Source organism: Bifidobacterium dentium JCM 1195 = DSM 20436, assembly GCF_001042595.1.
Lineage (GTDB): Bacteria > Actinomycetota > Actinomycetes > Actinomycetales > Bifidobacteriaceae > Bifidobacterium > Bifidobacterium dentium.
In genome coordinates this window covers 352,565-375,709 of record NZ_AP012326.1, presented here as the reverse complement: position 1 = coordinate 375,709, position 23,145 = coordinate 352,565, and the positions used below count along the sequence as shown (strand labels likewise).

21 protein-coding genes are annotated in these 23,145 nt (G+C 60.3%); 5 read left to right on the top strand and 16 right to left on the bottom strand.

Going from position 1 to position 23,145, the window contains the following annotated elements:
• The first annotated feature begins 43 nt into the window (after positions 1–43).
• From BBDE_RS01445 to gnd, 3 genes are all read left to right on the top strand, one after another.
• Complete coding sequence (locus BBDE_RS01445) at positions 44–583, top strand: gluconokinase (protein WP_003837595.1); 540 nt, start codon at positions 44–46, stop codon at positions 581–583.
• A gap of 63 nt (positions 584–646) precedes the next feature.
• Positions 647–1,975, top strand: a complete 1,329-nt coding sequence (locus BBDE_RS01440) for a GntP family permease (protein ID WP_003837597.1) — start codon at positions 647–649, stop codon at positions 1,973–1,975.
• Positions 1,976–2,129: 154 nt separating this feature from the next.
• Positions 2,130–3,023 (top strand): phosphogluconate dehydrogenase (NAD(+)-dependent, decarboxylating), encoded by an 894-nt coding sequence (gene gnd / locus BBDE_RS01435; protein WP_003837598.1) that lies wholly within the window; start codon positions 2,130–2,132, stop codon positions 3,021–3,023.
• 56 nt (positions 3,024–3,079) lie between these two features.
• On the opposite strand, the gene BBDE_RS01430 is transcribed toward gnd, so the two are convergent.
• The 3 genes from BBDE_RS01430 to BBDE_RS01420 form a co-directional block, all read right to left on the bottom strand.
• On the bottom strand, positions 3,080–4,270 hold the full coding sequence (locus BBDE_RS01430) for a pyridoxal phosphate-dependent aminotransferase (RefSeq protein ID WP_003837601.1): 1,191 nt from the start codon (positions 4,268–4,270) through the stop codon (positions 3,080–3,082).
• Between the two features lie 103 nt (positions 4,271–4,373).
• Complete coding sequence (locus BBDE_RS01425) at positions 4,374–5,027, bottom strand: TetR/AcrR family transcriptional regulator (RefSeq protein ID WP_012901841.1); 654 nt, start codon at positions 5,025–5,027, stop codon at positions 4,374–4,376.
• 126 nt (positions 5,028–5,153) lie between these two features.
• Positions 5,154–6,359: a DUF2974 domain-containing protein gene (locus BBDE_RS01420; RefSeq protein WP_003837604.1), complete on the bottom strand. Its 1,206-nt coding sequence runs from the start codon at positions 6,357–6,359 to the stop codon at positions 5,154–5,156.
• A 272-nt stretch (positions 6,360–6,631) separates the two neighbouring features.
• Between BBDE_RS01420 and BBDE_RS01410 the strand changes: the two genes are divergently transcribed.
• Positions 6,632–7,366 carry a putative ABC transporter permease gene (locus BBDE_RS01410; RefSeq protein WP_003837606.1) on the top strand — a complete coding sequence of 245 codons (735 nt, stop codon included), beginning with the start codon at positions 6,632–6,634 and terminating at the stop codon, positions 7,364–7,366.
• Here BBDE_RS01410 and BBDE_RS01405 read toward each other — a convergent pair.
• Positions 7,363–8,619 (bottom strand): Mbeg1-like protein, encoded by a 1,257-nt coding sequence (locus tag BBDE_RS01405; RefSeq protein WP_003837607.1) that lies wholly within the window; start codon positions 8,617–8,619, stop codon positions 7,363–7,365. The genes BBDE_RS01410 and BBDE_RS01405 overlap by 4 nt on opposite strands.
• 52 nt (positions 8,620–8,671) lie before the next feature.
• Here BBDE_RS01405 and BBDE_RS01400 point away from each other — a divergent pair, with 52 nt between their 5' ends.
• Positions 8,672–9,460 (top strand): mechanosensitive ion channel family protein, encoded by a 789-nt coding sequence (locus tag BBDE_RS01400; RefSeq protein WP_003842766.1) that lies wholly within the window; start codon positions 8,672–8,674, stop codon positions 9,458–9,460.
• A gap of 39 nt (positions 9,461–9,499) precedes the next feature.
• Here the strand turns inward: BBDE_RS01400 and BBDE_RS01395 are convergent, their stop codons facing one another.
• The 12 genes from BBDE_RS01395 to BBDE_RS01340 all read right to left on the bottom strand — a co-directional run bounded on the left by BBDE_RS01395 (position 9,500) and on the right by BBDE_RS01340 (position 23,061).
• Entirely contained in the window at positions 9,500–10,633 is a 1,134-nt protein-coding gene (locus BBDE_RS01395) for a CPBP family intramembrane glutamic endopeptidase (protein WP_033489139.1), read from the bottom strand.
• Positions 10,634–10,722: 89 nt separating this feature from the next.
• Positions 10,723–11,943: an ABC transporter ATP-binding protein gene (locus BBDE_RS01390; protein ID WP_003837613.1), complete on the bottom strand. Its 1,221-nt coding sequence runs from the start codon at positions 11,941–11,943 to the stop codon at positions 10,723–10,725.
• Positions 11,943–12,779 carry an ABC transporter permease gene (locus BBDE_RS01385; protein ID WP_126622081.1) on the bottom strand — a complete coding sequence of 279 codons (837 nt, stop codon included), beginning with the start codon at positions 12,777–12,779 and terminating at the stop codon, positions 11,943–11,945. The genes BBDE_RS01390 and BBDE_RS01385 overlap by 1 nt, the downstream gene beginning before the upstream one ends.
• A gap of 56 nt (positions 12,780–12,835) precedes the next feature.
• Complete coding sequence (locus tag BBDE_RS01380) at positions 12,836–13,750, bottom strand: ABC transporter permease (RefSeq protein ID WP_003837618.1); 915 nt, start codon at positions 13,748–13,750, stop codon at positions 12,836–12,838.
• 1 nt (position 13,751) lies between these two features.
• Positions 13,752–14,909, bottom strand: coding sequence for an ABC transporter substrate-binding protein (locus tag BBDE_RS01375; RefSeq protein ID WP_012901839.1), 1,158 nt, complete (start codon positions 14,907–14,909; stop codon positions 13,752–13,754).
• A gap of 161 nt (positions 14,910–15,070) precedes the next feature.
• Positions 15,071–16,207 carry a D-alanine--D-alanine ligase family protein gene (locus BBDE_RS01370; RefSeq protein WP_003837624.1) on the bottom strand — a complete coding sequence of 379 codons (1,137 nt, stop codon included), beginning with the start codon at positions 16,205–16,207 and terminating at the stop codon, positions 15,071–15,073.
• A 67-nt stretch (positions 16,208–16,274) separates the two neighbouring features.
• Positions 16,275–17,273, bottom strand: a complete 999-nt coding sequence (locus BBDE_RS01365; protein WP_003837625.1) for an NAD(P)H-dependent glycerol-3-phosphate dehydrogenase — start codon at positions 17,271–17,273, stop codon at positions 16,275–16,277.
• 113 nt (positions 17,274–17,386) lie between these two features.
• A complete protein-coding gene (locus BBDE_RS01360) occupies positions 17,387–18,268 on the bottom strand; it encodes a lysophospholipid acyltransferase family protein (RefSeq protein WP_033489142.1) in 882 nt (293 codons plus the stop codon).
• Positions 18,269–18,442: 174 nt separating this feature from the next.
• Positions 18,443–19,009 carry an HTH domain-containing protein gene (locus BBDE_RS01355; protein ID WP_003837628.1) on the bottom strand — a complete coding sequence of 189 codons (567 nt, stop codon included), beginning with the start codon at positions 19,007–19,009 and terminating at the stop codon, positions 18,443–18,445.
• Between the two features lie 497 nt (positions 19,010–19,506).
• On the bottom strand, positions 19,507–20,505 hold the full coding sequence (locus tag BBDE_RS01350) for a Cna B-type domain-containing protein (RefSeq protein WP_126622051.1): 999 nt from the start codon (positions 20,503–20,505) through the stop codon (positions 19,507–19,509).
• Positions 20,502–21,494, bottom strand: coding sequence for a class C sortase (locus BBDE_RS01345; RefSeq protein ID WP_327020624.1), 993 nt, complete (start codon positions 21,492–21,494; stop codon positions 20,502–20,504). The genes BBDE_RS01350 and BBDE_RS01345 overlap by 4 nt, the downstream gene beginning before the upstream one ends.
• 79 nt (positions 21,495–21,573) lie before the next feature.
• Positions 21,574–23,061, bottom strand: coding sequence for an isopeptide-forming domain-containing fimbrial protein (locus tag BBDE_RS01340; RefSeq protein ID WP_003837633.1), 1,488 nt, complete (start codon positions 23,059–23,061; stop codon positions 21,574–21,576).
• Positions 23,062–23,145 lie beyond the last annotated feature (84 nt).

The window sequence follows — 23,145 nt, the reverse complement described above, 5'->3', positions numbered from 1 at the left end:
TGCGAAGTGGCAACGGCAGGCGCACACTTGAAGGAGAGCGACAATGAGCATTCACGTAGTGGTGATGGGCGTTGCTGGCTGCGGCAAATCCACCGTTGCGGAGGCAATTCACGAACGACTCGGCTATGCGTACGCCGAAGGCGACGACTTCCACCCGCAGGCCAATATCGATAAGATGTCCGCCGGCATTCCCCTGACCGACGAGGACCGCTGGCCCTGGCTGCAGGTCATCAACAAATGGATGGTGGCACGCGAGGCACTCGGCGAGAACACCGTGGTCTCCAGCTCCGCGCTGAAGCGCAGCTACCGCGAAGCACTGTCCGAGAACGTACCGACCTTCTTCATTCACCTCAGCGGCACGCAGGAACTCATCCAGCAGCGCCTGAACGAGCGCAAGGGGCACTTCATGCCACCGGCGCTTCTGCCGAGCCAGTTCGCCATCCTCGAGCCGCTCTCCCCCGACGAGAACGGCGTGGAGGTTTCCATCGAAGGCAGTGTGGACACCATGGTGGAACGTGCGCTTGACGCTGTAAACGAGTATGCGCGATCCGTCGCCCCGCAATCCCGGCAGCAGGCCGCCTAGACCGCAATCCCACGGCAATCCCGTCTTTTCCAAGCAACGTAGCACGTGAATCAAGGAGGATTCATGAATCTTATAGCCGCGGCGATCATCGGCATCGCCATCATCGTCATACTGATCGCGGTATGCAAGGTGCATCCGTTCCTTTCGCTTCTGGCCGGCTCGTTCGCCATGGCCGTATGCGCGGGAGTGGAATACGACAAGGCATTCGACAGCTTCACATCCGGCGTCGGATCGACGATCTCCAATGTGGGCCTGCTCATCGCGTTCGGCTCGATCATCGGCACGATCCTGTTCAAGTCCGGCGGCGCGGACACCATCGTCGACACCATCATGGATAAGACGCCGCTGCAACGCCTGCCTTGGGCCATGGCCCTGATCGCATTCATCGTCGGCATCCCGATGTTCTTCGAAGTCGGCGTGGTCATTCTCATCCCGGTGGTGCTCTTCGCCGCCCGCCGCGCCAAGACCCCGGTCATCCTGCTGGGCATTCCGGCCCTTGCCGGCCTATCCACCCTGCATGCCTTCGTGCCGCCGCACCCCGGACCGCTCACCGCCATCGGCGCACTGAACGCGAATCTCGGCATCACGTTGGCGCTTGGCCTGCTCGTAGCCATTCCGACCGTGATCATCTCCGGCCCGCTGTTCGGCAAGCTCGCCGCCAAGTGGGTGCCGATCTCCGCCCCCGAGAACAAGGCCGAAGCCGAAGCCCCGAAATCCGCAGAGAACCGCCCGTCATTCGCTTCGGCCATCACCGTGATCATGTTACCGGTCGTGCTCATGCTCGCCGCCAGCGTGGTTGATCTGACCGGTCAGAGCGAAACCGCATGGGGCCGCGTGCTGGCATTCCTCGGCACCCCGCTCGTCGCACTGCTGCTCACCACGATCTTCGCGATGGTCGTGCTCGGTTACCTGCAGAAGTTCACCCGCGACGCGGTCAACGGCATGGTCGGCCAGTCGTTCGGTTCGGTGGCCGGCATCATACTGATCGTCGCCGCCGGCGGCGGTTTCAAGCAGACCTTGGTCGATTCCGGCATCGGCGATGTGATTGCCAGCTCAATCACCGAATCCGCCATGAACCCGCTGATCGCAGGCTGGCTGGTAGCCGTGCTCATTCGTCTCGCCACCGGTTCCGCTACCGTCGCCACCGTCACCGCATCCGGCATCATGGTGCCGCTCGCAACCGGCATGAGCCCGACGCATCTCGCACTGCTCGTACTCGCCATCGGTGCCGGATCCGTATTCTTCTCGCACCTCAACGACGCCGGCTTCTGGCTGGTCAAGGAATACTTCGGCATGACCGTCGGCCAGACGCTGAAGACCTGGTCGCTGATGGAGACCGTACTCTCGGTCGTCGGCCTTGGCGGAGTGATGCTGCTCTCGCTGGTCCTGTGACAATACTTGCCGTCCGTCCCGTCTTCCGCAACCTTCTTTCCTGCGTTGCGGAAGGCCGGGGAAGACGGAACGGGCGGCAACCTTTCCCAACAATCACCAATCGGATCCATATGCAATCCCCAACCCCTATCCCAACAGTAGAAAGAAGATCATCATGCAGCTCGGAATGATTGGCCTCGGCCGAATGGGTGGCAATATGGCGAAGCGCATCGCCGCGGCAGGCATCGACGTCGTCGGCTACGACCGTTCGCCCGAATCGGACCGCACCGTCGACAGCTTGGAAGCGCTGGTCGCCGCGCTCGACGCTCCCCGCATCGTATGGATCATGGTGCCGGCCGGCGAAGCGACCGACGGTACCGTCAACGAACTGGCCGAGCTGCTTGAGCCCGGCGACATGATCATCGACGGCGGCAACTCACGTTATACCGACGACACCCGTCATGCGGCACAGCTCGACGGCAAGGGCATTCGGTTCATGGACTGCGGCGTTTCCGGCGGCGTGTGGGGCATCGACCGCGGATATGCGCTGATGGTGGGCGGCAGCAAGGAGAATTTCGAATCGGCCCGCCCGATTTTCGAGGCATTGAAGCCGAAAGGCGACTCCGGTCTGGTGCTGGCCGGACCGGTCGGCGGCGGTCATTTCGCCAAAATGGTGCACAATGGCATCGAATACGGCATGATGCAGGCGTTCGGAGAGGGTTTCGCCACCATGGTGAAGTCCGAGCTGGTCGAAGACCCTGCAGCCGTAATGTCTTCCTGGCGTGATGGATCGGTGGTGCAGTCGTGGCTGCTGGATCTGCTGGCGATCGCCTTCAGGACCGACCCGACGCTTGCCTCCATGCCGCCCGTCGCCAATGAATCCGGCGAAGCGAAGTGGATGATCGAGGCGGCGCTCGAGCTGGGCGTGCCTACGCCGGCGACCGCGGCCGCACTGTATTCCCGCCAGACCTCACGAGGCGGCGCGGACGACATTCTGCGCGTGGTGTCCACCATGCGCGCCCAGTTCGGCGGCCATGTCACCAAGATCGACGAAATCGCCACTCACTGAACGGCGTACGATCAACGGTACATGAGTGCTCCCTCATCAGAGGGAGCACTCGCCCGTCAACGCCCGTACACCTCGTGCACGAACCTTTCCAGTGCGGCGATGGAACGCTCCACCTTTTCCGTATCGATGCAGTAGGCCATACGGAAGTAGCCCGGCACGCCGAAGCTGTCGGACGGCACGAGAATCAGGTCGTAATCCTTGGCCTTCATGCAGAAGGCGTTGGCGTCGTCCTCCAACGCCTTCGGGAAGATGTAGAACGTGCCGCCGGGGCGCACCACTTCGAATCCGAGGCGGGTGAGCGCGTCGTACAGCAGGTTCATGTTCGTTTCATACACGGAAAGATCGCTGGTCTCGTCGACCACCTTGGCCACGCCCAGCTGGATGCTGGAACTCGGGCAGTTATGCCCGGTTCCGCGGCTGATCTGGCCGCACATCGGCACGATCAGCTCGGCATCGGTGGCACGTGGATTCACCGCCACATAGCCGATGCGCTCGCCCGGCAGGCTCAGCGACTTGGAGTACGAGTAGCACGAGAGCGTATTGTCGTAGAACGTGCTCGGGTACGGCTGGGTGCCGCCGTCGAATACGATTTCGCGATACGGCTCGTCGGAGATCAGGAAGATGTCGTGACCGTACTCAACCTGCTTCGCGCGCAGGAATTCAGCCAGTCGCGTCAACGTCTCGGCGGAATACACGGCACCGGACGGATTGTTCGGCGTATTGATGAGCACCGCGGCCACACCCGGGTTCATCGCGTCCTCGAACGCCTCGAAATTGATCTGGAAGTTCTGCGTATCGGCCGGCACCACGGTCAGACGCGCGCCGGTACCATCCACATACGGCTGGTATTCCGGGAAATACGGAGCGAAGGTGATCACCTCATCGCCCGGCTTGGTCACCACACGCAGCGCATGCGCCAGCGCGCCCGCCGCACCCGTGGTCGGGAAGATGTGGTCGGCCGTATAGTCCATCCCGAAGCGACGGTTCAGGCTTTCGGCGATCGCCGTACGCACCGACGGAATGCCCAACGACGGCGAATAGCCGTGCAGCGCCACCGGCTCGGCGGTGGCATACATGTCGGCCATCACATCGGTGAAGCTCTGCGGACACGGTACGCTCGGGTTGCCCAACGAGTAGTCGAACACGTTCTCGTAGCCGATTTCGGCCCCGCGTGCCGTCGCATACTCGCTGAGTTCACGGATCACGGATTTTCCGCCAAGCATGGCCTTGTAGGCTTCATTGATCATGGGCAACCTCCCTGTCGAGCTTTCGCGTAAACGGACGTAAACGTCTTCTTCGTTTCTACCACCGAAAAGTCACGACGGGCCGTCACGGTGTCATCTGACAGAATCACTGCCGGGGATTCGCACCGGGCACGAATCCGTTGCTGAAGATCCTGCGCCAATAGTCGAGCATGTTCGAGCGGGACATCGACATGAACATGCCTGCCGCGAGTACGGCGAGATCCTCGTTGAATACGGTGTCGATCGGCAGTTGCTCATGCAGTTTCGGCCAGCGCTGCAGCACCGCAAGCATGCCACCCACGGTGAAGTCGAGCATCAGATCGGTTTTGAGGTCCAGATGCTCGGCGTCGAGTCCGAGCACGCTGATCATGGTCAGGCGTCCGAAATCACGTAGCGATTCGATGAGTTCCGGCGAACTGTGCGGGCCGGCGAGCAGGGCCAGACGGTCCAGACGCTGACGTTGGTCGGGATCGCGCAGCAATGCGGTGATGTGCTTGCGCCATTCATCGTCAGGATTGAAGTTCGCACCCGGGCGGCTTGGGATCGGCGTGTTTTCCACTGCATGCAGGATGGCGGAATCGGCCAGTTCCGGCAGTCCGGAGAAATGATAGTAGAAGGAATTGCGATTCACGTCCGCAACGCGCACGATGTCGGTGACGGTGATCTTATGATAGTTGCGTTCGGCCAACAGTTCCCAAAACGCGTTTTCGAGACGTTCCTTGGCCGGCAGTATTTCGGAATCTCGACGTGGACGCGGCATAATGCCCCCTAAACCTAGCTAATTAGTCACGTTGCCTATACCTTCACTTTATTGTACAGACTGTCTACAACACTCCTCCGATGCGTGTCGTATTTCCCGCATTCCTCCCCTGCAACAAGCGCGCCGCTACTTGCGTTGTACCTTGGGATTGCGCGACAGCGCGGCCTGCAGCAGAATCATCAGCGCCTGATTGATATTGCGCCGATCCTCGCCACTGAGTCCCACATATGTTCCGAGCATATCGGGAATCACCTTCGGCCCGGCCGCCACCATACCGGAGATGTTATCGGCCCCGGAGGCCGCCAATACCGAGAACAACGCGTCCACGGCATGCTCCCGTTGCTCTTCGGAAAGCCCCGAAAGCCAGCCGTTCAACGACTTGTTGAACGTCACGGAACTGTTCGCCACATCCTCGACCTTGGCGAATTCGCCGCCATGCATCTGCCACGAGAACGCGAAATGCTGCATGATGCCGTCCACATCGGACTTCACCACCATGCAACGCTCCGGCGTTTCAAGCACCATGCCCACCACCGAGGAGTCCGGCACGATCTTGGTGATCCGCTCATGCACGCTCGCATACTCGAAACTGCGCACCACCGCCTCGGGGAAGCCGGGCCCGTCAAGCGAGTAGATGTGCTCAATGCGGTCCTTCACCTTGTCTTCCGCATTCATGGCGGCGTACACGGCAAGGTTGCCGCCCTTGGAATGGCCCGTCAGGATGATCGGCCCTCGCCATAGCTGCGCCACCTTGCCCAGATAGTCCGCCGCGGAGACCTGCGCCGGCACCGGATACCGGAAGGCCATGTTGAAGTCCTCTTTCCAGCCGACCAGCGAATCATCGGTACCGCGAAACGTCACGACCAACGTATTGTTCGGCAGCCGGTAGGTCACCGCCGCGAACTGCGTCTGTTCATCGCCGTCGAACTGTTCGCAGAACGCGCTCATCTCCACGTCCGCGAAACGTGGATTGGCCGCCACCGCACGGTAGAAGTCATGCGTGATCTGAGGATCGATCAGTCCCACGCTCTCGACATCATGGTCCGGCACGGCACGGTCATGATGCAACTCGTCGTCGGCATGCGCGATGGTCACTCCGTGAAAAGGCGCGAACCGCAACGTTCTGAGCGATGCGATAGGCCTGCGGAACGAGAACGACTGCACTCGGCGGGCGAACGTACTGTACCTCGCATACAGTTCGTCAAGCGTCGGCACGCATTCGGGTACGTCGTCATACGAGAGCTGCGCCAGCACGAGCGCGTCGGCCGCACGGAACGGCAATGTTTCGAAACTACGCGTTTCGGTACGCGCATAGTCGATGATGTTGCCCATCTCCCGCTCCTTTCCGACGTTTGAGACGTTACCAAATCAGGCCGGTCCGCGATAGAGGCCCTTATCGATGGAGTCTTTTGCGATGACCGTCCCGATGATCGCACTCCTTTCATTATGCGTCGATTTTCCCCTCCACCACCCGATATTCAGCGTTTTCCCAGCAATCTTCCGCGTAGAACCGAACCGACACTCGCTCACTGCAGGGTTTTCATCTTTCGGCGAGACAATCGCCCCATTCGACCGAACCATCGCGAAGGGTATAACCTGCGAATATGCGATTCGCGATTGAAAAGATTTTCCTGTGGTGGCTGTTCTACAGCGTGGTCGGTTGGGTATGGGAAACCGGCTTGAATCTGGTCTTACGCAAAAAATGGGTTGATCGTGGCATTCTGAACGGCCCGCTCTGCCCGATATACGGCTTCGGGGCGGCCTCGGTGATCGTTCTGCTGCATGATGTCGACAATCCGATCGCATTGTTCCTCAGTTCCGGCATGCTGGCCTGCACGCTGGAATATTTCTCATCGTGGGCCATCGAAAAGCTGTTCCACATAAGACTGTGGGATTACACCGGCAAACCGTTCAATATCAACGGACGCATCTATCTGAACGGATTCCTGGCTTTCGGCATCGGCGCGGCCGTAGTCAAGGAATACGTGCAGCCGTGGGTTTCCGACGTACTTGATTCCTGGCAGCCGCTTACCTTGGATATTCTGACGATCATCTTCACACTCATACTCGTCACCGACATCTCACTTACGCTGTCCGGCCTGTTGAGTTTCGACAACCGCATCACCCAGCTGCAACGCGAACTTGCGCAATATGAGGCCCGCGGCCGCGAGCGCTTCGACGAGAAATTCGCCGCCACCGAGGCTCGCGCACGCAAGGTGCTGAGCTGGCAGCAGCAGCGTCTGATTCAGGCGTTCCCGACCATGACATCCGTACGGGACTCCCGCATCATGCAACGTGTGCGCGAATCCATGTCCCGCCACGATTCCCGCACACGCTAGCGCGGATCGAGGGCTTTGGCCGCACTGGCGGGAACGGCTTTGAGTACGTCGCGGATGAGCGCGCGGGTCTCTCGGTCCGTGCCTTTGGCCGCGGCGAGAATCTTAGGCAACGAATCCGTCCAGTTCGCGGTCAGATCGGCGATATTCGCATACCCCGCCGCCGCGAAGATTTCGTATAGTTGGTCGATTGCCCGCCCGCGCCGTTCCCGCCCTACCGTGTCCAGCCACGTGTCGATGGTCTTCTTCACGACCTGCGCGCCGCCCGACAGTCCGCTCGCCCGTTCGAACGCACCGTCGGCCACCTGCCAGCTCGCGCCGAGATGCTGCATGATGCCGATGGCGTCGGCCTTGACCACGGTATAGTGTGCGGACGTTTGCAGCAGCATGCCCACAATCGACGATTCCGGTACCGTCTTGTCGATTCGCCCGCTGATGGCACGGTAGGCCTGACCATCCACCATGGCCTGCGGCAACCCGGGACCGTCATGCGAATAGATTCTTGGGATTCTGCCGTTACGGCCTGCCACCGTACCGCCCAACGCCGGCATCAATCCCAGATTCCTTGCCTGTTCGCAGGATTCCTCGATATCATGCTGCGCGACCAGCATGGCCGCATATGCGGCCATATTGCCACCCTTGGAATGCCCGCCGATCATGATGTCAGGTGCCGAAGAGACGGATAGGAATCCTGCGGAACGCTCCATGATCGAATCCACGTATCGGTATGCGGATTCCTGTGACGGCACCGGGCAACGCACCGCCATGTTGAAATCCTCCTTCCATCCGACGAGCGTACCGTCCGTGCCACGAAAGGCGACATACAGCAATCCCGCCGCGCCGGCCGACGAATCGGCCGAATCATCGGAGTCCGGCGAAGCCACGGCATGCGGGCAATCACCCAGATCGAATGTCATCGCGGCGAACTGCTGTTCCCTGCACGTATCAAGACGCTCGGCATACTCGCCGACGCGCAGTCCGCGGAATCGTGGCGATTCGCATACGGCACGCAGCAATGCAAGCCGATAATCGTTCATATCGCCGGAGTTCGAAGCGAACATGGCCGGGTAGTCCTCGGCGCGCAGCAACCGCGCAATCGGCACGGTCGCCACTGATTTGGCCGCCTCGAACGCAGGCACCAGTCCGGAAAGACACATGTATGACAGTTCGGAAAGCACCAGCGAATCGACATTGCTGAATTCCAGCTCACCGAATGTGCGGAATTCCGAACGCACATAATCCACGACATTGCCCATACCACAACTCTAGTCCGTCAACGCCCATGCGGCGTGCGTTAGACTAAGCCACATGGATCCGCTTGAGATCATATGGAAATGGCTACAGTCCAACTATGGGAAGCTCGTATTCCTTGCCATCGTCGTGCTGATCGCCATCATCATCGACAAGGCGCTTACGCGCGTGGTACGCAAGATTCTCGACCGTTCGCAGGTGCCGAACGCCTCGATCTTCGTGAATATCCTGCGCGTAGTCGTATGGGTGCTGGCGGTGGCGACCGTGCTGCAGCCGGTATTCGGCGTGAATCCGACCACCCTGTTCACCGCCCTCGGCATCGGCGGTCTCGCCGTCTCCCTTGGCTTGAAAGACACGATCGCCAACGTGATCGGCGGCTTCGGCCTGATGCTCGGCCATGTGATCCAGCCCGGCGACTACGTAAGCGTTTCCGGCACGAAAGGCGTCGTCAAAGACATCAACTGGCGTCAGACCATCGTCAGGGAACGCAACGGCAATGAAATGGTGATCCCGAATTCGATTCTGAACACCGCTTCGCTCGAAAAGCTCGATCCGATCAACGAATGCCTGGTGCAGGTGCCGTTCACCGCGAAGGCCGGCATCGATCCCGATCAGATGGAACAAGACATCATCGCCGCCGTCGAGAAGGAGACGAAGGGCCTCGCGAATACGCAATACCCCACAAAGGTAAAGCTCACCGGATTCTCGCCGTATGGCATCGAAGGCATGGTCTATGCCTTCGCAAAAAGCGATCTGCTGCTTTCGACCATGGCCGACGCCGTGGCTCGCGCCATCGCCAACGCCGAGTATTTGGAGCATGGCGCCATCGCCACAGACGAGCAGTAACGCTCCTCTAGCTCAGGTGCATATCTTCCAATCGTCTATTCATACCATGGAGACGATGAGCGTCAACGCGGTCAACGCCACCGTCAGTATGATGAACGCCACCATGCCTGAATTGCCCAGCGCCGTGCCGACCCGGGTACCACGCGGCAGTTCTTCCGGCGCGGTATAGAATTCCAGATGCTTGGCTTCGCGTACCAGCAGTATGACGCCCGCAATGATCAGTCCCAGCATGCACAGGCCGTACAGCATCACGATAAGCACCACGCCGGCCACCTGCGCGCCGGCACCGGCGCCATTCGAAGACATCATGCTCAACGTTTTCGCGTCCATGCGCGAAGCCACCCACGGCGCGATCACGCCCCCGTTGAAATTGAACAGCACGTGCATGGCCACGCTGTAGCGCAACCGGCTCGTGCGCGTGTACACATAGCCGAACATCAGGCCAAGCATAAACGCATACAGCGCCTGGTACAGGTTCATATGGAACAGTGCGAACGCCAATGCCGAGAACAGGATCGCGGTCTTCTCACCGTATCTGCGCAGTCTGCTGATGAGCTGTTTGCGGAACATCCATTCCTCAAAGATCGGTGCGCAGATTACCAGGAACACCACATTCCAGATGTCGATCTGCGAGACGACGTCCGCAAGGTTGTTGTTCGCCCTTCCTCCTGACAGGAGCATCGCAAGTATGACGCTGACGATATTGGCCACATAGACGAGCGGCAGTATCATGACGAACAACATGAAGAAACGCTTCGGCCCAAGTCTGAATTCACGTGTCGGCAACGCCGGCACAGTGCGCATGAGCAGCCAGGCCAGCGGCATGGCAACGCAGTATAGAGGCATGCTGGAACACAGATAGATGGCCCAGTTCGGCATGCTGCTGGCATGCTGCAGTACGGTGGAGCGCAGCAGCGCCGAAACGATGACCGCGAGCCCTTCCCATGCGACGACCATTGCGCACATGCCCCAGCCGATCCGTGAAAAGTTGCGTTTGGCGTCCTTCAGCCATGCATGGAAATCATAAGGCGATGCCGGTTGCGGGTACGGCTGCTGAGGCGGCATCTGTTGAGGATATTGCGACCGTGGCTGTGGATATTGCGGATACTGCGGCTGCTGCGGTGGGTACTGCGGATACTGCGGTGGGTATTGCGGCTGTTGCGGAAAAGTCATGGTCATCCTCGGCTTTACGAGAAACAAAATGCGTCGATGCTCAGGACTTTAGTACAAAAGTCTGAGCATCGACGCCAATCCCGTCATTTTTACACGGCGAGCGCGGCAATGGGCCGCGGAGCGACCATCACTTCGGAGCCGACGGTCAGACCGGACGGCAGCTCGTTGGCCGGCACCTGCACGGTCACGCGCAATGCCGCACCATCCTCGCCACCGAGTCCGCGGTATTCCGCTGCCATGATGCGCACGTCCACACGGGCCAGCGCCCCCAGGAAGTGCACCATCTCCACGCGTCCCACTTCACCGGCGCCGGAACCTGATCCGGCAACGCCGGCCTCATGCATCGCGATCGTCATATTTTCCGGACGTACCAATACCACGGCGCCTTCCTTGCGGGAACCTTCCAGCAGCGGCACACGCTGTCCGAACACCACTGCCTCCGCACCGTTGGAGATGCCCGGCAGTCGGTTCGTCAAGCCGATGAATGTCGCCACATACTCGGTTTCCGGACGACGGTACAGCGTCTGCGGGTCGGCGATCTGCTCGATGCGTCCGTGGTTCATCACGCCGATCCGGTCGGCCACCGCAAGCGCTTCTTCCTGATCGTGCGTCACGAATACGGTGGTGGTGCCCGCCTCGAGCTGGATGCGACGGATCTCGTCGCGCAACTGCACGCGCACCTTGGCATCCAACGCGGATAGCGGTTCGTCAAGCAGTAGCACACGCGGGTTCACGGCCAACGCACGCGCCAACGCGACGCGTTGCTGCTGACCTCCCGACATCTGCTGCGTATACTTTCCGGCCTGGTCCGCGAGACCGACCAGATCAAGTTTCTCCATGGCAAGGTGACGACGCTCCGCACGGGTCACGCCTCGAATTTCCAGCCCGAATTCCACGTTCTGCAGGGCTGTCATATGCGGAAACAGCGAATACGCTTGGAACACCATGGCCATGTCACGCTTGTTGACGGGCACACCGGTCACATCCTGGCCGCCGACGAGAATACGGCCGGCCTGAATGTCCTCCAACCCGGCAAGCGAGCGCAATGCAGTGGACTTGCCGCAACCGGAGCCGCCGAGCAGTACGACCATCTCTCCCGGCTTGATTTCCAAGTTGAAATCATTAAGTGCCTTCACGTTCGAACCGGGGTAGATCTTATCGACGCCCAGCATCTGCACGCCGCCACCGTGCGCCTCGGAATCCTTGAGCACGGCCTTGGCGGCTTCGGTCACCATGTTGGCGTCTGGTTCGACATCGGTGAACGCTTCTGCGGTATGTGCCACCACCGCTTTCTGTTCGGCAAGAGACATTACTTGTCACCTTCCTTGGATCGACGTATCGCGTCGGAAATCAGATCGAGGGCCACCAGCAGGATCACGCCGAACAACAGTGCCAACAGTGACATTGCGGTGGAGATTTGGGAGTTGGATTGGCCAAGCTGATAAAGCGCGACCTGCAGATTCATACGGCCGAGCAGTGAGGCGACGGTGTATTCGCCCAGTACCACGGCGATGGAAATGAACGATGCGGACAGGATCGACTGCCACAGGTTCGGAATGAGCACGCGGAAGAATACGCGTGGCCATGATGAGCCGAGCGAACGCGAAGCCTCGCATAGCGTCTTCACATCGATGGAGTTCAGTCCCACCGCAAGCGCGCGGAAGGCGAACGGCATGACCAGCACCACGTAGGCGAAGCACAGCCAGATCGGATTGGTACTGAATACGTCGGCCGACAGCCATCGGTAGATTGGCCCAAGACCAACCACGAGCACGATGGCCGGGATGGTCAGCGGCAGCGTGGCCACCCACTCGATGATGCGTTCGAGCCGTCGAGAACGAATGTGGACGATCACCATGGTCGGCACGAGCAACGCCAGCATGATCGCCACGGTCACCACGCACAGTGCGAGCGAAGTGCCGAGGCCACTCCACAACGTGGTCAGATCCGCACCGAGCGCACTGCCGTCGCCGGTGAAGATGGCAATCCACGGGTCAAGACTCCACTTGCCCGACAACGGATGCCGAATGGTGAACAGAAACATGGATACGAGCGGCACGAACAGAAACAGCAGCGTCACGCCAAGAATCACGGTTTTGATGATGCGTTGCTTGTCCACACGGGCCGCACGTAGCTGCGGCGGCATCTGCTTTGCCTGCGGTGATGCGGTTTTCTGCGATTGCGTCGTCACCGGTGCCGCGTTCACTGCCATTGTCCGGCCCTCTTTTCCACAGCGTGACTCATCAGCATGACCACCGCTACGACCACGATCATGGCGAAGGCGAGCACTTGCGCGAACCCCTGCTGATTCGGATCCATTTCGTTGCGCATCGCGCCCTGAATCATCAGCGGCACAAGAATCGAGCGCTGTGAGAACAGCGCGGCCGCGGTGGCGTAGGCGGAGAACGCACTGGCGAACAGCAGCAGGAACGCGGAGATGAAACGGGGCGCGAGAATCGGCCCGGCTACACGGGTCCAGTATTGGAAGGTGTTGCCGCCGAGGCTTTCGGTGGCTTCACGCCACTGCGGGCGAATCGAATCGACCGCAGGCAGGAAGATGATGATCATCAGCGGAATCTGGAAGTAGCAGTAGATGGTGATCAGGCCCGGCAGTGAACTCAGCCAGTTCGGGTTCACGGTAAGTCCGGTCAGTTGCTTGATCAGCACAGTGCCCATGCCGTTGATGCCGATGGTGGCGATGAACGCGAAAGCAAGCATCACACCGCCAAACTGGGCGAGCACGGAGGAGATGGCGGAGATCATACGGCGAAGCAGACCGTTGGGTTTGGAGCCAATCACCAAGGCATAGCTGGCAAGCGCACCCACGATCGCACCGATCACGGCGGATGCCAGCGATACGAGAATCGACGTAGCGAACGCCGCGATGGTGTTCGCTTCGAACAGTTTGGCGAAGTTGGCTATGGTGAAACCGCCGTCGGCCGCCTGGAAGGCGCCGATCACCACGATGGCGGTCGGTGCGAGCAGGAAGCATGCGGTGTAGGCGAAGAACGGGATGGATACGGCGAAGGTGCCGAGTTCACGCTTGTGCGCGGAAAGCGAGATGGCGGAGGAGCCCGCGCGGTTGGCGCGAGCTCCTGAGGTGAGAGCTGCGGTCATGTCAGTTACCGATGGTCTTGTCCCAATTGTTCTGCAGCCACTCGGTGATGCGGGTGGAGTCTTCGTTGGTGTAGCTCACCGGATCGCCTTCGATGGTGATGGCGGACTTCAAGGTGTCCTGGTCGACGGTGCCATCTTCCTTCATGGAGTCGAGCAGAAGCGGGTTGGCACCGCCCTTGAACCATTCGTTCTGGGCGTCGGCGCTGTACAGATATTCCTCCCACAGGCGAGCTGCGGCCGGATGCGGGGCGTCCACGTTGATGGCCTGGTTGTAGTAGCTGACCACCTGCGCGTTCTTGAAGGTCTTGTACTTCCAGTTCACGCCCTTTTCCTTCAGGCTCTTCTGATAGGAGGCCTGATTGTAGGTCCAGTCCATCACCACGCCGGTCTGGCCGGAGTCGATGGTGCCATCGGTCACGTCGACGGTGGTAAGGTTGCCGCAATCCTTGAGTTTCTTGAAGAAGTCAAGGCCCGGCTGCAGGTTGTCGATGTCGCCGCCGGCAAGCTGGTTGATCATCAGGTAGCCGTTGAATGCGGCGCCGGCTTCGGCGGGCTTGCCATTCAGGGCCACGGTTCCGGCGAATTTCGCATCGGTCAGATCGTCGATGGAGTTGATGTCACCGTACTTGTCGGCATTCCAGCCGATCGACATGATGCCGGTGTAGTCGGCGTAGTACTTGCCGTCCTTATCCTTGGCGGAGTCCGGAATCTTGTCCCAGGCCTGCACCTTGTAGGAGGCGAAGTTGTCGGTGCTGGTGGAGGCCACCGCCAAGCCGAGATCATACACGTCCGGGGCGGCGTCGGTGCCCTTGTTGGTCTTGCCGGCGTCCACTTCCTCCTTGGAGGATGCGTTCGGGTTCTGTTCGTTGACCTTGATCTTCGGATACTTCTTCTTGAAGCCGTTGATGACCTCACCATAGTTGGACCAGTTGTGAGGCAGGGCGATGACGTTGAGCGCGCCTTCCTTTTCGGCGGCGGCCACGAGATCGTCCATGGTGCCGAAGTCTTCAAGTGAGGTGGCGGAGGCGGACTTCTCGTCCACGCTCACGGCCTTGCCGCTGGTTTCAGAGGAACTGTTGCTGCTCGAGCCGCAGGCGGCCATGGAGAATGCGAGCACGGCGGCGATCGAGCCGGCGGCGAACTTACGCAGAGAAATCATGTCTTTCCTTGTTGTCTTTCTTCGTACTGACAACAAGGAACTTAACGATGATGATTAACGCCGGGCTGTCGTTACAGTGAAGCCGAAGCAATATTTAGGAATATTTCCATGTCACTTCGGCAAATTTCCGGTAAACCTGTCGTGCCGACTTCGCCGGTCGACTACTCCAGCACGCCTTCGATGAGGGTGGAGATCAGATCGGTATAGCTTACGCCTGTGGCGTCCCACGCCTTGGGATACATGGAAATCGGCGTGAAGCCCGGCATGGTGTTGATTTCGTTGACCATCACCTTGCCATCGGCCGTCACGAACGTGTCCACACGGCTTAGGCCTGTGCCATCGACCGCTTTGAACGCCTTCTTCGCGGTTTCACGCACCAGTTCGAGCGTCTCCTGAGGCAGGGCCGCAGGCACTTCCACATGGCTCGCCTCGGCGTCCATGTATTTGCTGTCGAAATCGTAGAACTGATCGTCGCCGCCGGCACGCTTGTCAAGCACAATCTCACCCGGCCAGCTGGCACGCGGTTCGTCGCCGGCTTTCGGGCACAGCACCGCACATTCGATCTCACGAGCGTCGATGCCTTGCTCGACCAGCACACGCCAATCATGGTGGGATGCTTCGAATACGGCGGCGGCCAGTTCGGCGGCGTCACCCTCGCGTTCCACCTTGGTCACGCCGAAGCTGGAACCGGCACGGGACGGCTTGACGAACAGCGGATACCGCAATCCCGCAGCCTGTACCGCGGCCAACATCGTTTCGCCGTTTGCGGCAAATGCGCAAGCTGCATCGCAATCGCGTGCATCCAACGTAATGCCGGGGGCGACCGGAATGCCGGCGGCAGCCAGCAGCACCTTCGTATAGTGCTTGTCCATGCAAGCGGCGGAGGCGAACACACCGCAACCCACGTACGGCACGTTCATCATTTCGAACAGACCTTGGATGGTGCCGTCCTCGCCATACGGACCGTGCAGCACCGGCAACACCGCGTCCACATGGCCAAGGGAGGTCAGCGTACCGTCGGCCTCACGCGCGAAGAAACCGTCTTGGCCGAGAGCCACGTCAAGCACCACGTCCTTGGCGGTATCGGTTTTCCTGACGATTGGCATGCCTTCGCTCATGTTCCAGCCGCGCGGATCCTCACCGTCGACGATCCACTGGCCGGTTTTGGTGATGCCGACCGGAATCGCCTCGAACTTCTCCACATCCAGCGCACGCAGCACTCCTGCGGTGGAGATGCACGAAATCGAATGCTCATCGGCCTTGCCGCCATACATCACCACAATGCGCTTCTTAGCCATGTTCCGCCCTTTGACTAGCCTTTGCGTTTACCACACCAGCATACTATTCGCCGCTTACTCCGTCTTCTTACTCTTCGCTGATGCCTTCATCGAAGAGTTCGGAGAGCATCTGGGCACAGGAGATGCCGTCGGAGAGCACGTGGCTCATGGCGGTGGCGAGCGGGGTGGCCACGCCGTATTGCTTGCCCAAGGCCACGACCGCATCGGTGGTCGGCACGCCTTCGGCCACACCGTTGCTGACCTTGGTGGCTTCTTCAACGCTCAGGCCCTTGCCCAGATTGGAGCCGAACGTGTAGTTGCGGCTCAGTGGGGAACCGCAGGTGGCGATCATATCGCCCACGCCGGCGAGTCCGGCGAAGGTCTTCGGATCGGCGCCGGCCGCCGCACCCAGTGCGGTCAGTTCGGCGAGGCCTCGGGTCTCGATCATGGCTGCGGTGTTCTCGCCGTAGCCGGCACCGCGGGCCATGCCCACGGCGAGTGCCACCACGTTCTTGAGCGATCCGCACATTTCCAGGCCGATCACGTCGCGCGTCACGAAGGCGCGGAAATAGTCGGTGGAGCAGGCGGCGGCGATGGTGCGGGCGTTGTCGAGGTCGGTGCAGCCCACTACGGTGGCGGCCGGTTCGCGGTCGGCGATCTGCTTGCTCAGATTCGGCCCGGAGATGGCCGCGAAACGTTCCGCCGGCAAATCCAGGGTTTCGGTGACGACTTCGTCCATACGCTTGCCCGTGGAACGTTCGATGCCCTTCATCAGCGATGCCACGAGCGCCGTCTTGGGAATGAGGTCCTTGAATTCCTGCAAGGCCACGCGCGCGAACTGCGCCGCGATGGCCACGATGATGATGTCGGCGTCACGCACGGCCTCGGCCCGGTCGCCGGTCGCGGTCATGTTGTTCGGCAGCACCGCCACGCTGGGCAGGCGCACGCCGTTGTGATGGTGGTCGCGGATGCCTTCCACGATTTCCGGCTCGATGGCCCACATGGTCACGTTGTTGCCCGCGTCGGCCAGCACCTGGCCGAAGGTCGTTCCCCAAGCACCTGCGCCCAGTACCGTCACGTTCGTCATTGTTTCGCTCCTTGGATCGCTCCCGCGGATTACCGCCTTCAACGTTGCTTCCCCTATGCTACAGCCGGCTCGGTATGGAATCCGCCGTTTGCGCCGGCAAAGGTGAGCCCCGCTTACTCCCTCACGCGCCTCATGGTGCGGTAGTCCCAATAGCCGTCAGGTGCTTGCTCGCCGCGGATTTCGGCCATGATTTCGGTCATGCGCACGCGGATGCGGCGGGTCAGCTCATCGGCCAGGTGTTCCGGCACGCTCTCGCCCCACTCGGAAGAGCCCTCCAGCAGATCCGCATAATCCAACGCCGCGTCGTAGCACATCACCACGTTCTTGCGCGGCCACGGCCAGAAGTGGTTGATGCTTGCTGCACCCCACGTCACGGAGCAGAACAGCGGTACTTGGTAGCCGAGTCTGCGTGAGGATTCCAGCGCTATCACGCCCACGCCGTTCTTCATGCTCATCGGCCACTTCTGGGGGTCGCGCGTCACGGTGCCTTCCGGCCACACGGTCAGCGGTCGTCCGGAGGTCAGAATTTCGATCGACGTCTCTTCGATGGCCTTTGCCTTACCTGAACGTCTCTGTACGGGCTGCATGCCGACCAGCTGGAACCATTTGCCGATCAGCGGCCAGGTCGCCATTTCGGCTTTCGCCATGTAACGGGGGCGGCGTCCCTGATGGAACAGGCCGACCATCGGCACGAACACGTCGTACATGGTCACATGCGTCGCCGCGGTGATGAACGGACCGGTTTCCGGCACATGCTCAAGCCCCCACGCGCGCACCTTGCTGCGGTTGCGGAGCACCACGTCGCAGCCGGTCAGCAGCCGGTGCGTAGCCTTGGGATTCTGCGCTTCGATTTCCGCCGTATTGGCCGTTCGCGGTCCGGTCGGAAAGTCACGGGTGGGATCGACCAGATGATGTGCCGCCGCCAGTTTCGCCACCTGCGCGTCGCTTAAGGGCTTTACCGCCGACCTCGGTGAGGGTTTTCCTTTAGATGCCATACCCACCATTGTAGGTGGAGATGCCCGACCACCCCGCACAGGTCAAACAAAAGACGACGGGCGTAGCGGCCGCTTCACTTACCGCTACTACCCGTCGTCTTTTGGATTGGTTGGCTACAGGCTCGCCTCATGTCCGCAGTTCGCACATCTACCAACCTGGTCTTGTCAGTCCCCTCAGTCGGTCGCCGCCGCGGTTTCGGTCGCGACATTCCTGGCAGCGGCGACATCGGTCAAATGTTCGATGCGACGCTGCAACTCGGCCACCTTCTCTTGCAGGGCGGTGATTTGCTGCACCTGCTGGTAGATGATCAAGTCGCGCACGTCGAACATTTCGCGACCGGATTTGCTGGTGCTGATCGCTGCGAACGCCGCGTTGGCGATGTCGTAGCTATCAAGCACGGATTTCGCATCGATGCACCCCACCTGCCCGGAGGCGGCGGTATCGACGCCGTCTTCGCCACTGGCGTTGGCATCGATCCTTGCGGCTTCATCGACAATGGATTTGGTGGTCTTCCAGCGTGCGATGCAACGTTCGATGCGCTTCGCCCCGATAAGGGACGGATCGAGCCCAGCATCGCGGAAGATCTTGCGGGCCGATTCCCCCTTGAGGTAACGGCGTACGCATTCGACCTTGAATCGGTCGGAATAGGTGATGCGAGTGGCACTCACCTCTTTCACAGCCGGAAGAGACCGCAGGTAAGCGGCCTCTTTGAGCGTGAACAGCCCTTGACTGCCTGCCATAATAACCCCCTTGAAAACTGCCTAGGGTTATTTCTACGCCACGAAGCGTATCAAAACCGTACCTCACCGGTGGTTTTGAACGGCTATTATCCCCCGATAACACCCTTCGTTATCATCCATTCCACCCTTTCATATCCAAGGAAACCCCTGAAATAGGGGAAACGGGGGTGCGATACCCAAAAACAGCACCCCCCCCCCCGATTTCGGGGAATCTGCTTGTGAAGATTTTGTAAAGTACCCCCAAATTCACCTGAGATGCAAGCGTTTTTCAAACGAGGAACACACCCACTATGTTCCCCCTGTAATACACCCGTCCGCATCATCCTTCACACATCGAGCAGTCACCTCACGTGCTGCGGTCACCAACCGCATGTACCTCGGATACTGGTTTATATATATACGAAGAACTGGTCTGTTTCCAGCCAATTACGCTGGAAACAGACCAGTTTTTCGTATATTCGGATCAGTTGCGCATTCGGATCAGTTGCGCATTCGGATCAGTTGCGGTTGCGGCGTGTGCGGACTATGGCGAGCGTCACCAGCGCCGCCAACGCCACAGCGACCATGAGCCCGGCCACGACCATCACGTTCGAGCCGGTACTCGCCTGCTTGGTCGCGGTGTTCGTGATCGTGACATCGGTCGAGTCACGCTCGACGGCCACCACGTAACCCTCCGGCACGTTCTTCTCCCTGACGAGCCAGTCATGCGAGGCATCCAGGCCGCTCCACGAATGTTTCCAATTGTTCCCGGCGGCCAATGTCGCGGTGTCGTACACCTCGCCGTCACGGATCAGCTGCACCTGGATGGACCCGGGACGCGCCTGCTGCGTGTCGCCCTTCCATACCTTGGTGACGTCCACCCGCGTGGTCTCCGGGCTCTCCGGAGTCGCCTCGCACGAACTCTTGGAATACGCCTTCACGTCCGACACGAGCTTGCCGTTCTCGTTGGACGGCACGGACACCAGGCTCGCGGAGGAGCCGCACGTCTTCACGGCGTCCTCGAAACGGTCGTAGACCACCAGGTACAGGCCCTTGTCCACGCCGGAGAAGGAGGCGCCCAGCCCGTAGATGGTGCCGGTCTGCGTCGCTTCGATGCCCTCGGCGCGTACGTACGCGTCTAACGTGTTGGCGGCCGCCTGGAACTGTTCGGCACTGGCCTTGCCATCCTTCAGGTCGTCCATGAGACCGTCCCAGCCGCGCGCGTCGGTGCCGAAGTCGGCGTCGGCGTACTCGTCGCGCAGCGTGAACGCGCCGCCGTCCCAATCGGCCACGCGGTACAGGCTCACCCCGTCGCCCTCGAGCGACTCGCCTTGGTATTCGTACTTCAGTTCGATGGTGCCGGTCCCGCCGGCCCGCCCCGTCTCGTCCGCATGCGCCACGGCGACGCCCGCACCCAGCGCGACCGCAAGGGCGCAGGCCGCGGCGCACACGAACGCCACAATCATCGCGACTGCGTGAAAGAGGCCGCGAACACGGCCGTTATCGTGATTGTTCATTTTCGCCATTCCTTTGCATGTCGGCGTTGGTTGTCGTTCAACGGGTCCGCGATGCCGGCCACGTCGTCCCATGGCTCCCCCGATAACGGCATCGGCCGCATCGCCCTCTTCTGCGCGAGGTAGCGTCTCGTCGTCCAGGCCAGCCACGAGAAGATGGCCGTGAGCACGAGCAGCGTCGTGGTGATGATGATCGCGCTCATCAGCCGGATGCGCGCGTCATAGTCGGTCGTGTCGGCGGCATCCGGGTTCGCGATGCGGTGCCCGCGCACCAGCAGACGGTGCGTGTTCACGCCGTACGGCGTGCAGGTCACCAGGGTCGCGTAATCCATACCCGACTCGATGTTCAGTTTTGAAAGGTCTTTCGGCAGGACCACGCTGATCTGGTCCACCTGATACGTGTAGGTCTGGTCGAGCACATGGAAGGCGAACGTGTCGCCCTTCTTCAGCTTGTCCAGGCCGGTGAAAAGCTTGGCACTGGGCAGTCCGGTATGCCCGGACACCACCGCATGCGTGGACTCGCCGCCCACCGGCAGCGAACTGCCCGCGATATGGCCGGTCGCGATCTGCAGGATGCCCTCGTCGGTGCCGTGGTAGATCGGCAGGCGCACCTTGATGCTGGGGATGGTCACGTAGCCCATCACACCCGTGCCGGTGCTGTCGAGCACGCTCTCGTAATACCGTTTCTCGGCATCGGTCATGACCCAACGGTCGTTCTCGTTCTCGCTCTTGCTTAGCAACGCCCGCTGCGAAAGCTGCGCATTATATTGGCGTGCCATGGCGATCATGACCTTGCGCTGCTGTTTGGAATAATCCTTGCTCTGCGCGATGTAGGTCGCCACGGCCCGTGACTGGTGCAACTGGTTCCACCAGTTCGCGACACTCGGATACGCCAGCAGGACCAACCCCGCCACGAGCACGAACGCGAAGAACGCGGACATGATCCGCGATCCCAGGCTCGCCTTGGCTTTCCGTACCCTGTGCCGACTCATACGTTCCTCGCCGTGTCGGTGACCATGGAGCGGCCCGAACGATTCGGACCGCTCCATGAATCACATCACACCAGTTCGCTCAGCGAGCGTTCTTCTTCTTGAGACCGAAGTACACGCCGGCCGCGATCACCAGGACGGCACCGGCAGCGTACAGCACGATGGTGCCCATGCCACCGGTCTCCGGCAGGGAGGAACCCGGCTTGTTGACCACGTTGGTGTCCAGCTCGGACTTGTCATCCGTAGGCGTGAAGGTGATCTCACCAGAAGCGGCGTTGCCGCTCAGGCTGGTCAGGATCGTGTCACGATCTTCGCCTTCCCAGGTGATCGTATGGTTGGCGGTCACGGTGAAGGTGATCGGCTTGATGGAGTTGTAGCCGGCCGGGGTCTTGGTTTCGGTCAGGACGTAGTCGCCGTCATCCAGGCCGTTGAAGGTGAAGGTGGTGCCTTCGCTGTCCTTCACGACGGCCACGGTCTTGGTGGATCCATCCTTCATCTTCTTGCTCAGGGTGAATTCGGCGCCCTTCAGCGGCTGGTTCTTGTCGTCGACCTTGTTGATGACGGTCTTGTAGGTGAACACGATGACGTTGTCCCACGGGGTCTCGCCGGTCGGGCTGGTTTCACCGTTCTGGGAGTCGTTCGGGTTGTTGGAGAACTGGAGCTTGGCCTTGTTCACGTTGCCATGCTTACCAAGGACGGCGTTCTCGTTCAACGTGGAGGTGTACTCGACGCGGATCTTGGAACCGGCCTTAACGCCATCGATGGTCTTCAGGTTAGCGAACTTCACCTCGAAGGTGCAATCGTCGGTCAGGCCTTCGGTCACAACCGAATAGCCGCTGGTGATCTCAGTGTCGTCGACATAGACCTTGACGGAGTCCTTGTTGAAGGTCAGGCTGTTCTCTTCGACATCATGGAAGGCGAAGTAGTAAGTGTCATAGTCGGCGTAGTTGGAAGCCACGGTGCCTTCGAGCTTGAACGGGACGGCATCGTTGATGTCGTAGTCGGCAGAATCCTGCCAGTCGGAGGTCTCACCGGTGGTGTCGTTGGTATCCTTCAGCTTCTTCTCGAAGGACGGAACGTCGGACTTCGGGGTGATAGTCACATTACCGGCCACGGTCACGATGTAGGTGGTGGCGGCCTGTCCGTCAGGAACCGTGTTGTTCTTGTCCTTGATCAGGTAGTAGCCAGACGGCACCTGAGCGGTGGGGTTGGTGTCATCGATGGTCGCGGTCGGCTGGGCATCGGACTTGAGATACGCGGCGATGGCGTTCGCGGTCGCCTGCGCATTGTCATTCACGGACTTGGAAGCCAGATCGGTGACCGTCTTCAATTCCGCATCGGTGACAGCGGTACCGTTCTTTGCAGTAGCGGAGCCCCACTTGACGTTGGACAGCTTGCCATCAGCCAGATCACCAGTGAAGATCTGATAGGCCTCATAGGTATGGCCATTCTTCGGACCGGTGATGGTATTGGCCTCATCTGCGAACGCAGTACCCGCGCCCATGAAACCAGCGACTGCCATGGCAACGGTGGCGAGCACCGCAACCAGAGCGTTGATTGCCCTCTTCATAATTAATCCCTTATCTATTGGAAATTGTTCTTCACTTCGGTACGGCTACTGGACTGGATGCCCAGCAGCCACAAAAGTCTGTAA